Raw genomic sequence first — 13,140 nt, 5'->3', positions numbered from 1 at the left:
AAGAGGGTCAAGGTTGCCAATCATCGTAAGGACGGTGAATAGCATCATAGAGTATTTTCAACTCTCCACTTTCCTCTAGTTGAGAGAGTATTCGCGTTAAGTATTGATCAACCTCATCGCCTTTAGAGCCGTGAGCAATGACAAATACATCCTTGAAATCGGCAAAGTGTTGGCGTGAAACATTCTCTAAACCTAAACTTTTCAGCGCAATATCCGCTTCTTCTTGTGCCCAGACAAATCCATCAATACGTCCAGCGGCTACTTTAAGTAGTGAAGCATTGATGCTATTTGAGCGCGCAACTTCAAAAGGTATATAGCTAGGAACGGCCTCAACGTAGTATTTATCAGGCTGGCTCCAAAGCTGTTCTGACGTGATTCGATTGGCTTTATTTGTATAAAGAACATGTGCCACTAAACCGAACGACTTCGTACTAAAACGAAATGGTAACTTTCCTTCAGGATCATCAACATAAATCGCGGGTAAGGCAAAGTCAGCTTGCTTATTAACGACCCCATGTACAGCTCGATGCAAAGGGAAAACTTCAATATGGATCTCTGTATCAGGGTCGACCTTATCCATGTACCTCACTAATTCGACAAATGGCCCCGAACCATCCGCATTAATCAGTCCAGGGAGTTCACCAAGGTGTGCGACCATTTGTTTAGGTTCATTAAGTTTGGGATTTGAAGGATCAATTTGTGCTTGTACAAAAGGAATCTGAACGATGGCTAAGCTAGACGTACACAAGCCAACAATCGTCTTTAATTGGTTGCTTTTCACTCTATCCTACTCCCTGAAAACGGATTTATTTTTCGGTTCCAAAAAAGATTCTAGTCTGGAAACTGTTCACGAATAGTGATGAAATCATCCCAATGCGCCAGCATCAGATCGACCAACATCGGATCAAAATGTTTTCCTTTTTGCGCGACAATTTCTTGTTTGATTGTCTCTTCCGGCCAAGCATCTTTATAACTGCGTTTAGAACCAAGAGCATCAAACACATCAGCTAATGCTGTGATTCTGCCACTGATAGGAATGCCTTCACCGGCTAATTGGTTTGGGTAACCGCTTCCATCCCATTTTTCATGGTGAGAACCGGCAATCTCTTTCGCTTTGATAATTAAACTGCGTTTTGAACGACTTAAGATATCAACACCGTATTCAACGTGTTTTTGCATGATCGCCCATTCTTGAGCGTCCAATTTCCCTGGTTTATGAAGAATACTGTCAGGGATCGCCACTTTACCTACATCGTGCAGGGGTGACGCATTTTTAATCATATAAATATCCTGCTCAGGTAGGGTCATTAATGTGGCTAATTTTTCACAGATCAGAGAAACACGCTGTACGTGAGCCCCTGTTTCTTTGCTTCTGGCTTCGACGGCATTGGCTAAGTTATAAACAAGCTCCCTCGATGTTTCGCGTAAATCAAGCTGTAAATTTAAGTTTTCAAAAGTTAACCCTATGTTATACATATAGATTTCAAGCAAACGTTCGTCATTTTCAGATAAGCGCTCAAGCAAATTAATATAGAGTAAATTTTCTACACCACGACTGTCTGTCATATAAAGTACAGAGGCATCATCGTAGCTATGAGACATTTTGCTTTGCAGTGCAAGCTGGCAGCGCTTAGCCACTTCCGAAGGTAAGCGCGAGAAATCACAGTCAGAATAAAAATCGACAAATCCTCCAATAGCCGCCAACGTTAAAGCACACGAACCTTCGCCTTCAGATTTAGGCTGAACGATACAATAAAATGCCGATGCATGGAGTTTAAGTAAAGAAGTGAGCTGGCTCAGTACCGATTCAGCATAGGTTTGTAAGGTTGTGGTATTTTGTACCTTCGCTGAGGCTTCAATCACGCGTTTAAGCCCCTCTTTTTGCTCTTCTATCAAACAAAGATCCCGATAAGATCGCAACATCGAATAGAGCAGGGTTCTGAGTTTTTGTGTGGTAAGTTCTGTTTTCTCTTTATAGTCATCAATTTCATACTCTTGGATGACCGTATCTTCGGGGGCTTGCCCTGCTTGCCCGGTACGTAATACCAAACGAATGATTCTATTCTTACACTCTTCACGGATATGCCTAACTAAATCTAACCCCGCGTGTTCCGTCTCCATAACTACATCAACGAGCGCTAAAGCTATATCGGGCTGAGTATTCAGCACTTCTCTGGCTTCAAGACCAGACATAGCAGACAGTAGCTCTAGTGGCCGTCCTTGAAATGAAAACCCTCTTAGCGCTAAACGAGTGATCTGGTGCATCTGCTCATCATCATCGACTAGCAGTACTCGCCATGGTTTATTTTCAACACTAAGTTCATGACTCTCCTGGCTCTTTGGTTGAGCCTCTTGTCGAAAATCCGCAAACAGATCCATCGCTTATCTCTCTATATTGACAATATTCCTACTCTTATAGGTTTAGCACATAACCGTTTTGTTGGTGGTTAGAATCTAATTAATGTGATGAATAAATTGATTTTTACAAGCCATATACTCAATGATATTGATATTTCAATCACCTTCATAAGCCGTGCTCGAGGTGCAATAATTTCATCGCGTTTAGTAGATAAAAAAGTTTATGAATGAAGAGTGCCATTTACCAATGCCGTGGAATTAATCATTTCGTTTTTTACGAAATTCTCGTGGTGTGCAATGGCTCCATACCTTAAAACGAGTACTAAAGTTTGCTGGGTTAGGATAGCCGACAATGTCACCGACATGTTGGATTGACCAGTCGGTAGAAACAAGCAAACGAGCGGCTGGCATTTTGATTTACAACGTTATTGTCGGTCAGTTGGGCGTTTCTGAACTTGCGATTATCTCACTGCTTTCCCCCATTGAAAGTGTACTCATTTCCGCCTTTCTTGGATTTGCCGTGGCCGCCTCTATCTTGCTTGGACATGAAATTGGTGCACAGCGTTACGCCTTATATTTGAACTGAGCAATCTCACTATTTAGTGTCTCTGCTTGCCCAGAAAGGTCGGTAAGCACTCCATCAACATCATTCACTTGTCCAGAAACCGACAGTGAAGCATCGGCAATCGAAGTAATGCTACTGCTGATTTCATCCGTTACTGATTTTTGTTCTTCTGTCGCGGCAGCAATTTGCACATTCATGTCATTCAATTCGGTTAACATCGACATGATTTGAGCAAGCATATCCGTATTCAAATGGCAGGTTTCAACCCCTTTCACCACGGTTTTATTGGCCTTTTCAATTCCTTGCGACACACTGTTTATTTCATGTTGTAGCGAATCGATTTTTTTACGGATCTCTTCAGTAGAAGTCTGCGTGCGCCCTGCTAATGATCGCACTTCATCGGCAACGACCGCAAAACCACGCCCCTGCTCGCCAGCACGCGCTGCTTCAATCGCCGCATTAAGGGCCAGTAAGTTGGTCTGCTCGGCGATAGCTTGGATAACATCAAGCACTTCAGCAATAGAATTACTTTCACTATGGAGCCGCTCAATAGCTTCCACCGCCATCCTCATCTCATCGCTCAACAAACTGATTTCATTTCCCAACGCTTCCCCGACGTCGACACTTTGTGACCCTGTATCATTAGCTGATTTCACATAATCGGCAGCTCGGCTAGCAAACTGCGCTACCTCGCCAATTGAAGCACTCATTTGATTTACCGCCGCCGCGACCGATTCTGTTCTCATACTCTGCTCGGCAACGGCGCCTCGCGTACTCTCCATATTGGAAGACATACGATGAGTGCTGCCGTTGAGTGACTCCGTCGCCCGCGCAAACTGCTCAATGGTTTTCTGTAAGCTGCTAAATAGCTGGTTAAAGGCGACCGCAACTTCCGCCATTTCATCCTTACCCTTTTCACTTAAACGCGAGGTTAAATCATTCTCCTGATTAATCCGATGTAGCTCTAACGACGCACTGCGGATAGGTTTGGATATACCACTTCCTACGATGTAAGAAATAAAGAGTGAAAGCACCACAAGAACAGCAATACTAATAAACACCGTCTGCAATACTGAACGCTCTAAAGTCGAGACATCTCGTAACGCCTCAGATTGATCGATTTCAGTTAATATGGCCCATTTTTGTCCCAAAACATCCAGAGGTGCGTAGGCCGAAAGTACTTCAACATTGCGATAGTCTTTGATGGTTTCTAGGCCTTGTCCACCCGCCAATGCCTGTCGTACCGCGTCGGTCTTGATGCGTTGACGTCCAATGGCCGAACCCTTGGTTTTGATTTGATCAATGGTGGCTGGCTCAACACCAATATCAGTTAAGGTTTGAAAGTATTGCTCAGGATCTTCTAATAAAAACCGTGATTGACTGCGCAATAAACCATCTTGCCCCACGAGGTAAGTTGCTCCACTTTTACCGAGCCCCGCATCAGCCCAGCTACCGCCAAATGTCATGATGTTGTTGATCACATCGATCGGCATCTGAAAGATCAGCGTGCCTACCCGCTGCTGTTCTTTGAAAATTGGGGCCGAAATAAACGAAGCCGCTGCCTCATAGGAAGGATAATAAGGTGCAAAGTCTTCGAGGTAGGATTGCCCCTCTTGCAAGTTTTTTGCCTTAGCAAATGCATGGCCTAGCCCCGAATTTTGATATGCGCCAGTTGATAAATTGGTCGCAAAATCCAGTTCTTTAAATACGGTATAAACCACGTTGCCTGACAAATCGACAAGGAAAATATCGTAATAGCCAAACGCTTCTAAAAATCGCCTAAATGAGGCGTGATAACGCCGGTGAGCTTCATCATAGCTGCTGCCCAATGAATCAAAATCCAAGTGATGTTTGGATCCAAGCTCGTTAGAGTTTACGCCGATGTAGCGAGCCTGCAGTGCTTTTCCCTGCTCTGAAAGCTGTGCAAATGCACCAAGTTCATTTGGCTGACTGCCATTGTTTTCCTGACGGTAAGTACGACCAAACTGATCACGATAATACCGTTCTAGCGCATCCGTATCTTGGGGCGTTATACGGTGGGCAGGATAACGAGAGAACGAACGAGTAAAAGAATCCATTGCTTCTTGAGTCGATACCTCGGAAGACAAGGTCTCAATTTGCAGACGGATCTGTTTGAAATAGTTAGTTATTTCACTCTTTTTGATTTCGCGTACGGAGGTAAGTTGATTTGCGGCTCGGTCATAAAGTGCTTGGCTTGAGAGCTCTGATGCTCGCCACCCAACAAAACCACCGCTGATTACCACGCCAACTGAACACAAGATAGTACATGCCGCAATGATTTTCGTTGATATTTTCATAGTCAAACCCTACGCATAGAAATGAACAACTTTTTGTAAAGCCATCGTCGCCCCCAGCCACTGGGTTTATATGAAATTTGTATTATGAGCTTTTCAAAGTGTAGGTCACGGTTTGGCTTTTGCGTAGAAAAACGACCGGATACATCCAAACAGCTTGAAGTTGCGGGTAGGCGGTAAGTGAGCTCATCCCCATGAGCACAAATAAACTCTATGCTTGGGGTGAGCAAACGTAGCCAGCACTGCTACAGCTTCAAGTGCACAACGAAGGGAAAATAACCATTAGGTCGAGATCTAAACCTAAAACATTGATAGTATTAATTTTAATCGATTAATCCATCACATTTTGCGGCGCAGATAAAATCGTTTTTGTGCAGTCCTTTGATGGAATGGCTCCACCAAGTCACGGTCACTTTGCCCCACTCTAATAACAAACTGGGGTGGTGGAATTCCGCTTCAGCTAATTGAGCAACTTGGTTAGAAAATGCCCACGCCAACTTGAAGTTTTTGAACACATACACTTTTTCCAACTGGGGAATGCCATCACGTACAACAATAGACCACCCCTCAAGTTCAGTGAGTAGCTGCTGCTGCTCGGTGATCGATAATGCTAACGCATCAAGGCTACAAGCTTCACAACGTAATTCTTCAAGCATGGGTCTCTTCCTTGGGTTGAAATAAGGGGGCCAACAAGCCTGCCTGCATGGCACTTTCTACCTGCTGTACAAGATTTTCTTGGCTCAAATGGTACAGATCTCGTAGATCATCCAACACATAATAAATGGGTTGCATGATATCAATACGATATGGCGTTCTCAGCACTTGTTGGATGTCAAATTTTTCACGTATGGCCGTTTGATTATCAAGGCTATACACGGTTTCAGCAGGGGAGGATAAAATACCTCCGCCATAGATTTTTACACCGTCACTTTCTTGCACTAAACCAAATTCGACCGTAAACCAATAGAGCCGCGCCAAATAAGCTCTCTGTTTTGGGCTCGCGTTAGCCCCAAGCTTGCCGTAAACCTGAGTAAATGATGCAAAATCAGGATGAGTAAGCATCGCGCAATGACCAAAAATCTCATGAAAAAAATCCGGTTCTTGCAAATAGTCAAACTCTTCACGGCTACGCAAAAACGTGGCAACTGGAAATTTCTTCTCTGCCAACAAGGCGAAAAATCGATCAAAATTGATTAAAGCGGGCACTGGCTCGACTTGCCATCCGGTTTCACGTTGCAAAATACGGTTGATATCGGGCAACTGAGGAACCTGATCTTTAGAGAGTTGCAGCATCGCTAACCCATCCAAATAGGCTTGGCATGCTCGCTGCTCAACGACGGTCTCTTGACGTGCGATCAGATCATACCAAATCCGATCCTCTTCGTTACTCCAGTCAATGAAACCTTTGCTATTTAATGGCTTAGAATGATACTGCGTCATACCACAACCTTTTAACAAACCGATTGCATTAAGCCTATCGCCTCGTGAAAAGTCTGCCAATCTTAGGCTCGACATCTGACGATGCTCACGCGTAACAAATATTTTACATTTATGGTTTTTTTACTTAGATATCATGGATATGATTATGGCCAACCCGTTTGACTTTACGGCGTTCGCCGACAACACTAAACAGTGCCAACAGATCAGAAAATAAACGGATATATACCCACTTGTTAGAGTTGTAGGGAACGCGATTATGTTTGAAGAAAATTTGACGCCGCACACACCGCTTTGGGTCCCTAGCCAAGACCGCATCAAAGCGTCCAATTTAAACCAGTTTATTGAGCACATTAATATGCAAGGTGAGGCGATAGAAAGCTACTCACAACTGCATCTCTGGTCCGTTGCCGAGAGAAAACAATTTTGGTTAGAAGTGTGGCAATTTTGCGATGTGATCGGCTTTCGTGGTAACTGCATTTACGGTGAGGGGATTGCGAGATGGGACGACTTCACCGCCGCCAGAGACACGATTTGGTTTCCCCAAGCACAATTGAACTACGCGGAAAATCTGCTCTCTTATGCGTTTCAACAACCGGAAGGCATTGCCGTTTGGTTTAAAAATGAAAATGGGCAAAACAAGAAGCTAACATGGCAGCAACTCAGTGATCAGGTTTCTATTATCCAGCAGTGGTTAAAACAAAATGGAGTTGAAAAAGGTGATGTTGTCGCCGGTTACTTACCCTATATGACCGAAACTTTAGTGGCTATGTTAGCGACTACTAGCTTAGGAGCCGTTTGGACATCAACCTCTCCTGATTTCGGTGTCGACAGCGTAGTAGAACGTTTCGGCCAAGTACAACCCAAAATTTTATTCTGCTGCAATGGGTATACGTTTAATGGCAAAACCCATCTCATGGAAGAAAAAAATGGTCAGATTGCCGATGCTATTTCGAGCCTACACAACATTTGTCAGATCGAATATTTACAGCAACGCTCACTCACGGCTGATTTTAACGACGCTTTTTCTGATTGGAATGCGATTCTCGCAAGTTACCTTCCACGTGGGCTACGCTATGAACGCATTGGCTTCAATGACCCACTGTTTATCTTGTACTCATCAGGTACGACAGGTAAACCCAAATGCATCGCCCATTCGGTTGGCGGTACGATTTTAAATCATCTCAAAGAGCATCAATTACACTGTGATATTCAACCGGGCGATCGTGTGTTTTATTACACCACTTGTGGGTGGATGATGTGGAACTGGCATGTTTCGGCGCTTGCTAGCGGTGCTACGTTGGTTATTTATGATGGTAGCCCAATGTATCCGCAACCGGGTGTATTGTGGGATTTGGCAGAAGAAGCCAACATCACTTTGTTCGGTACATCGGCCAAATATTTAGAGGCACTGCAAAAAACCGCGTATTCACCGAGCGATTACTACCCTCTCTCCTCACTGAAAACATTATGTTCAACAGGTTCGGTTTTGTACCCAAAACAGTTTGATTATGTATACGCCAACATAAAAGCGGACTTACACCTCGCCTCTATCTCGGGTGGAACCGATATTTGTGGCTGCTTCGTGCTTGGCAACCCCATATCGCCGGTGTATCGAGGAGAATGCCAAGGCGCAGGCTTAGGACTTGATGTCGCCGTATTTAACGACCTTGGTCAACCCGTGATACAACAACGGGGAGAGTTAGTCTGCTGCAACAGTTTCCCTAATCAACCCATCGGGTTTTGGCATGACGATGGCCAACGTTATCACGATGCGTATTGGAGCAAGTTCTCTGGTGTATGGCATCACGGTGATGAAGTTGAGTGGACCGACAATGGTGGAATACGTTTTTACGGGCGCAGTGACACCACCTTAAACCCTGGAGGCGTGCGTATCGGCACGGCGGAAATTTATCAGCAAGTGAATAGCTTTCCTGAAATACAAGATTCGGTCGCAGTGGGTCAGAAAATCGATAATGATGAGCAGATCATCCTTTTTGTACAACTGGCTCCACAGTGCGAACTCAACACCCTACTGGTGAACACCATCAAACAGCGCCTAAGAGAAAACTGCTCCCCTCGTCATGTACCTGCGCAGATCCATTCCATCAGTGATGTGCCTCGTACCAAATCCGGAAAACTGGTAGAACTCGCGGTGAAGCAAGTACTGCATGGCGAGACAGTCAAAAACTTAGGTGCCATTGCCAATCCTCATGTATTAGAAGAAATCCACGCGCTGTTTACATAAACACGATTCTCGAAATAAAAGGCGATGGAAGTTGATGTAGGTACATAGCGGTAAATATTTCGGCAGCTTGTCAAATAACCCGCATCTTTTCGTGTAATTTGTCAGTATGTCAGTGATATGCTTTTGAAAAAGTTTGGAGGAACCGCCTTTATTTATGGATTATATTCACCTTTCAAGAATCAGTTTAAAACACTTAACAGCGCTACACGTCATGCTCAGTACCCGCAGCGTCACGCAGACAGCAGCCCAGCTCTGCATTAGCCCTTCAAGCATCAGTAAAAACTTGTCGCAATTGCGCATTCTCTTGGAAGATGAACTATTTTATCGTGACGGTACACATTTGATACCTACCCCTTTCGCGCTACAAATGGGCCCCACTGTCCATTCAATCCTCTCTAGCATGAATGGATTGCTGCATCACTCAAATTTCGAACCTCAACATTATCAGGGGAAATACCGCCTTGCGATGCGAGAAAGTGCCTTTGAGTTGTTTGCTCCTATTTTGACAAACGTAATAAAAAATCATGCACCGCAAGCTTCCTTTACTATCTACTCGAAAGATCACTATGGCTTCGACGCCCTGCAAAGCGGGCTGATTGATTTCGTCATTTTACCACACGATATCAGCCAGCCCCCAACGCGAGATAAAGAACTCGTGTGGGAAGTGATTGCTCACGATGAAATGGTCTGCTTAATGCGTAGTGATCATGCTTTAGCCAATGAAGTACTCACTATCGATCACTACCTTGCTCAATCGCATATCGGCATTATGGATAAAGAGCTGGCTGAACCTTTTTTTGAACAGAGTTTGGCTCAATCTCATCGAGCTCGTCATGTTCCGGTTGTTGTTGCTGACTTTGGTGCGGCCGCCATCTTATGCAAGCATACTGACTCACTCTTTACTTGCTCCAAACGCTGGGCGGAACAAGCGATGCAAGCTAGGGAGTTGCTCATCAAACCGTTACCTTTCAATTATGGGAAAGTGGCTTACAGCTTAGTGTGGAACAAGCCCAGTATGAACGACCAAGCTTTGAAATGGTTGTGTGATCAACTCAAAAAACCACACAGATGTTTGTGAATCAACATTGAAAATTTAGCTCAATGCTTAAAATAAAGAAGGCCAGCACTATTTTGCGCTGGCCTTCTTTATTTATCTTCTGATGTGCTTTTATTTTTGCTTAACCCTAGCCATGAGTTATCAGTCAACAAACAGAATTATTCGTGATCAATGCCTTATAGTCTTCTAGGGAGTGACTATCATGACACTTATCAACAAGCTAGAGCTTACGCAAGTTGGTCATTATGGAACAGTGAAATAATGTAAATAAGCCATTCTCAATCTGGAAAACCATCGACTTTATGATGTTATTTCCTACCAATGCCCATCACTACTGGCGCTAGACCTTTTGAATTTTTAATCTCAAACGCAACTGCGGTTTCCACTTGGCTAAAACCTGCGCTTTTCAGTTGTGTCTCAATTTGGTTTTGGCTAAGACCATAGTCAGGATCATCTTCTTCAACCAACCAGTCCCAATGAATAAAAACGCCATGCTCATCTAATAGAGAATGAATGATGGTAAATACTTCATTAAGATTCGGCACAAACGCGCACACAGATGACGCCACAACAAGATCGAATTGTTTGCGAAAGGCCGGATGTTGCGCGACTAGACCACGGGTCAGAAAATCCACCACGGGTTCAACGTTGGCCAACTCTTTTTTATCCAACTCTTCAATCATGGCTTCAGAGCCATCGAGCGCGACAATATCTCTGGCATGGCGAGACATCATTTGGCTCAGCAAACCCGTACCACACCCGAAATCAAGAACATGTTTACCTTCGAGAGTGACCCGTTTCTGCAATTGCTGAAACACATTTTGAGCAAAAAGCGTTGTGGATTCGTCCTGCTCCCACTGAGCCGCACACTCATCCCATTCGTTCGCCATCATGGCCTCCGTGTTACTTCTTGTATTGGGGAAATTTTCCCAAGAATAAACCAAAACTGTGTTACGTTCATAGAGTTACAGCTCAATCTTGACTAAGAAATGATGAACTGGCTTTGATTGGCGAGAAAACCGTCAGTTGGTAGAAGAACATCAGATAGGCAGTGGTACTAAAATTGTTTATGATCAACCCATTATTGTGCCTTAGAGAACGTTATGAACCTTTCTCAAATTGAAGCATTTTTCTCTGTCGCGGACACTGGCTCAGTCTCCGAAGCGGCGCGACAATTAGAATGTAACCGAACCAAACTCAGCATGGCGATTAAAGCGTTGGAGAAAGAGCTCGATACCGCTCTTTTTGTGCGCACCGGCAACAACCTGACTTTATCTGAAGCGGGGAAAGCAATTTATAAAGATTGTGAAAGTGTTTTGGTGACCATTGCGCGAATAAAACACACCTGTACGCAAATATCACGGGGCTTCAACGCCGAGATGTGGATTGCCCGTGATGATTCTCTTCCTGATGCCTTGTGGCAAGATTTTGCACACCAGCTGAATAACCGTTTTCCCGCGACCTCGTTCAACCTTGTATTGGCTTCAAGCGGCGACTTAGCCAACTTGATTGCCACCCATCAAGTCGATTTTGCTTTTGGCGTCGATTACGAAAGAATCAACGACCCGCGGATCACTTATCAACCTTTGGGTAAAATCCGGATGATGTCGGTGTGCAAAAGTGACCACCCGCTAACTAAAATTTCGCGAGTCACCGACGAAGAACTGCGCAGAGCAATGCAAGCCGTGATGGTCTATTTAAACGAAAAAGATAACCCCGAATTACAACCTTTCTCTCGTCGCTACATTGGCTTCTCCAGTTTCGATTACATGCTCAATACCATCTTGACTGAGAATGCATGGGGCGTATTGCCAGAACCTTTAATTCGCCACTTCCTACGTGAACAAAAACTAACGGTGATTAAACACACCTACGGTCTCACTCAAGAAGATTACTGCATGTTTACGGCCACGGGCATGGCCGAACACCCTGGCATGAACTGGTTAGCCGATAAGTTGCGTGACTATTTGTTTGATTTTTAATTTTCGTTGTTTAGTTTCCAAGATGCCCACATTTCAAACAATCTAAAGCGAAGACAGTCAGCGTCAATTATCCTGACAGGCAAATAAACTCATAACTAATTGTTTTAATTAAAAATAAACTTACTTCCCAATATTCAAGCCAACGACCAATGCACTTAGAGATTGTCAAAACCGTGCTTTAAGCCAAAATAACAGCATGTTTTCAACAGGTAGTCTTTTATGTGTGCTCGAACAAGAAATAATGAAAATCGCATTTTGACGATTTCGGCCCTTTTAGCTTCTGGCTTTGCTGGTGGCGGACTTGTGGTTGGTATGCTTGTCGGTTCACTGGTTATCGTGTTTGACGGTGTGTATTCACTGGTTAGTTTGCTGTTAACATTATTGTCGCTGGTGGCGTCACGCTACATTCGTAAACCTTCTGACTCAACTTTTCCCTTTGGACGCGCGGTGCTAGAACCTGCGGTTATTGCTATCAAAGCCAGCGTTATTTTGTTAGTCGTGAGTTATTCGTTGTACTCGGCTGTCATGGCATTGTTTAGCGGTGGTCGAGAAGTGGATGCTTCTATCGCAACTGTTTTTGGCACAGTGAACGTGATTGGTTGTGCGATTGCGTGGTGGTTCATGGTCAACAAGAGTAAACGTTACTCTTCTGGTTTGATTGACGCTGAAGTAAAACAGTGGCAAATGGACACGCTATTAAGCGTCGCGGTAACGGTCGGTTTCATTGCCGCTTGGTTGATGACCTTGTCTCCTTGGGCAAAATATGCCGTCTATGCAGACCCAATCATGATGCTATTAATGTCGTTTTACTTTATCAAAGTGCCTTATGACATGCTTAAATCGGCAACGCGTGAATTGTTGATGATGTCACCAAGCAAAGAGATTTGTAAAACCGTGGATCAAGGTGTCATTGCCGTAGGTGAAGAATCAGAGCAAGATATCGAGTTGACTGCGGTGACTAAAGTCGGTCATGAGCTGTGGGTCAATGTCGATATTCGCCCTGATGAGAATGAAATGATTGCACTCGAAGATATCGAAAGTACTCGTCGCTCGCTACATAAGCGTTTATCAAAGCTGCCATTCGTACTGCAATTAACCATGAACGTGGCTCGCTAATCAGTCTCAATTAAACGGAAAAAGCCCTCTCGTTCCCGAGAGGGCTTTTTTTATACATAGCA

10 protein-coding genes and 2 pseudogenes are annotated in these 13,140 nt (G+C 44.2%); 5 read left to right on the top strand and 7 right to left on the bottom strand.

Going from position 1 to position 13,140, the window contains the following annotated elements:
* Nucleotides 1-7: 7 nt before the first annotated feature.
* From AACV32_RS11470 to AACV32_RS11460, 3 genes and pseudogenes are all read right to left on the bottom strand, one after another.
* Nucleotides 8-781: a transporter substrate-binding domain-containing protein gene (locus AACV32_RS11470; protein WP_017045093.1), complete on the bottom strand. Its 774-nt coding sequence runs from the start codon at nucleotides 779-781 to the stop codon at nucleotides 8-10.
* Between the two features lie 50 nt (nucleotides 782-831).
* Nucleotides 832-2,379: a DUF3369 domain-containing protein gene (locus AACV32_RS11465; protein ID WP_017048193.1), complete on the bottom strand. Its 1,548-nt coding sequence runs from the start codon at nucleotides 2,377-2,379 to the stop codon at nucleotides 832-834.
* A gap of 237 nt (nucleotides 2,380-2,616) precedes the next feature.
* A pseudogene (locus tag AACV32_RS11460) lies at nucleotides 2,617-2,763 on the bottom strand (helix-turn-helix domain-containing protein); the annotation flags it as partial.
* On the opposite strand from AACV32_RS11460, the pseudogene AACV32_RS11455 reads away from it, so the two are divergent.
* Nucleotides 2,750-2,926: pseudogene (locus AACV32_RS11455) on the top strand (MATE family efflux transporter); the annotation flags it as partial. The pseudogenes AACV32_RS11460 and AACV32_RS11455 sit on opposite strands and share 14 nt — an antisense overlap.
* Here the strand turns inward: AACV32_RS11455 and AACV32_RS11450 are convergent.
* From AACV32_RS11450 to phhA, 3 genes are all read right to left on the bottom strand, one after another.
* Nucleotides 2,923-5,247 carry a methyl-accepting chemotaxis protein gene (locus AACV32_RS11450; protein WP_170895149.1) on the bottom strand — a complete coding sequence of 775 codons (2,325 nt, stop codon included), beginning with the start codon at nucleotides 5,245-5,247 and terminating at the stop codon, nucleotides 2,923-2,925. The pseudogene AACV32_RS11455 and the gene AACV32_RS11450 overlap by 4 nt on opposite strands.
* Before the next feature lie 314 nt (nucleotides 5,248-5,561).
* Nucleotides 5,562-5,894 carry a 4a-hydroxytetrahydrobiopterin dehydratase gene (locus tag AACV32_RS11445; RefSeq protein WP_064626633.1) on the bottom strand — a complete coding sequence of 111 codons (333 nt, stop codon included), beginning with the start codon at nucleotides 5,892-5,894 and terminating at the stop codon, nucleotides 5,562-5,564.
* On the bottom strand, nucleotides 5,887-6,678 hold the full coding sequence (phhA, locus tag AACV32_RS11440; RefSeq protein WP_017045087.1) for a phenylalanine 4-monooxygenase: 792 nt from the start codon (nucleotides 6,676-6,678) through the stop codon (nucleotides 5,887-5,889). The genes AACV32_RS11445 and phhA overlap by 8 nt, the downstream gene beginning before the upstream one ends.
* A 271-nt stretch (nucleotides 6,679-6,949) precedes the next feature.
* On the opposite strand from phhA, the gene AACV32_RS11435 reads away from it, so the two are divergent.
* Nucleotides 6,950-8,923, top strand: coding sequence for an acetoacetate--CoA ligase (locus AACV32_RS11435; RefSeq protein ID WP_170895185.1), 1,974 nt, complete (start codon nucleotides 6,950-6,952; stop codon nucleotides 8,921-8,923).
* Between the two features lie 154 nt (nucleotides 8,924-9,077).
* Nucleotides 9,078-10,001, top strand: coding sequence for a LysR family transcriptional regulator (locus tag AACV32_RS11430; RefSeq protein WP_052190330.1), 924 nt, complete (start codon nucleotides 9,078-9,080; stop codon nucleotides 9,999-10,001).
* 287 nt (nucleotides 10,002-10,288) lie between these two features.
* Here AACV32_RS11430 and AACV32_RS11425 read toward each other — a convergent pair whose 3' ends face one another.
* A complete protein-coding gene (locus AACV32_RS11425) occupies nucleotides 10,289-10,870 on the bottom strand; it encodes a class I SAM-dependent DNA methyltransferase (RefSeq protein WP_047688686.1) in 582 nt (193 codons plus the stop codon).
* Nucleotides 10,871-11,083: 213 nt separating this feature from the next.
* Here AACV32_RS11425 and AACV32_RS11420 point away from each other — a divergent pair, with 213 nt between their 5' ends.
* Both AACV32_RS11420 and AACV32_RS11415 read left to right on the top strand, forming a co-directional pair.
* Nucleotides 11,084-11,962 (top strand): LysR family transcriptional regulator, encoded by an 879-nt coding sequence (locus AACV32_RS11420; protein ID WP_010319645.1) that lies wholly within the window; start codon nucleotides 11,084-11,086, stop codon nucleotides 11,960-11,962.
* A 219-nt stretch (nucleotides 11,963-12,181) separates the two neighbouring features.
* Nucleotides 12,182-13,078: a cation diffusion facilitator family transporter gene (locus AACV32_RS11415; protein WP_017043151.1), complete on the top strand. Its 897-nt coding sequence runs from the start codon at nucleotides 12,182-12,184 to the stop codon at nucleotides 13,076-13,078.
* The last annotated feature ends 62 nt before the right edge of the window (nucleotides 13,079-13,140 follow it).

This window comes from Vibrio sp. B7 (genome assembly GCF_963888765.1).
Taxonomy (GTDB): domain Bacteria; phylum Pseudomonadota; class Gammaproteobacteria; order Enterobacterales; family Vibrionaceae; genus Vibrio; species Vibrio anguillarum.
This window is presented reverse-complemented; position numbering and strand designations above follow the sequence as displayed.

Coding starts and splice junctions, on each gene's coding strand:
- AACV32_RS11430 (WP_052190330.1), top strand. CDS start 9,078: ATGGATTATATTCACCTTTCAAGAATCAGTTTAAAACACTTAACAGCG.
- phhA (WP_017045087.1), bottom strand. CDS start 6,678: ATGACGCAGTATCATTCTAAGCCATTAAATAGCAAAGGTTTCATTGAC.
- AACV32_RS11445 (WP_064626633.1), bottom strand. CDS start 5,894: ATGCTTGAAGAATTACGTTGTGAAGCTTGTAGCCTTGATGCGTTAGCA.
- AACV32_RS11420 (WP_010319645.1), top strand. CDS start 11,084: ATGAACCTTTCTCAAATTGAAGCATTTTTCTCTGTCGCGGACACTGGC.
- AACV32_RS11465 (WP_017048193.1), bottom strand. CDS start 2,379: ATGGATCTGTTTGCGGATTTTCGACAAGAGGCTCAACCAAAGAGCCAG.
- AACV32_RS11415 (WP_017043151.1), top strand. CDS start 12,182: ATGTGTGCTCGAACAAGAAATAATGAAAATCGCATTTTGACGATTTCG.
- AACV32_RS11425 (WP_047688686.1), bottom strand. CDS start 10,870: ATGGCGAACGAATGGGATGAGTGTGCGGCTCAGTGGGAGCAGGACGAA.